The organism is Streptomyces sp. DH10 (assembly GCF_029813805.1).
In the GTDB taxonomy this organism is placed as follows: Bacteria; Actinomycetota; Actinomycetes; order Streptomycetales; family Streptomycetaceae; genus Streptomyces; species Streptomyces coeruleofuscus.
In genome coordinates this window covers 1-255 of record NZ_JARVKU010000077.1, presented here as the reverse complement: position 1 = coordinate 255, position 255 = coordinate 1, and the positions used below count along the sequence as shown (strand labels likewise).

1 rRNA gene is annotated in these 255 nt (G+C 57.3%); it reads left to right on the top strand.

Annotated features, from left to right (window positions below):
• A 23S ribosomal RNA gene (locus QC385_RS43920) occupies positions 1-255 on the top strand; the annotation flags it as partial.

The following is a 255-nucleotide window of genomic DNA, read 5'->3' as shown; positions in this document are numbered from 1 at the left end:
CGGACATCAAGCTTGCTTGGTGTCTCGTGACTGCGTGCCTTTTGAAGAATGAGCCTGCGAGTTTGCGGTGTGTTGCGAGGTTAACCCGTGTGGGGAAGCCGTAGCGAAAGCGAGTCCGAATAGGGCGTTGGAGTAGCACGCTCAAGACCCGAAGCGGAGTGATCTAGCCATGGGCAGGTTGAAGCGGAGGTAAGACTTCGTGGAGGACCGAACCCACCAGGGTTGAAAACCTGGGGGATGACCTGTGGTTAGGGG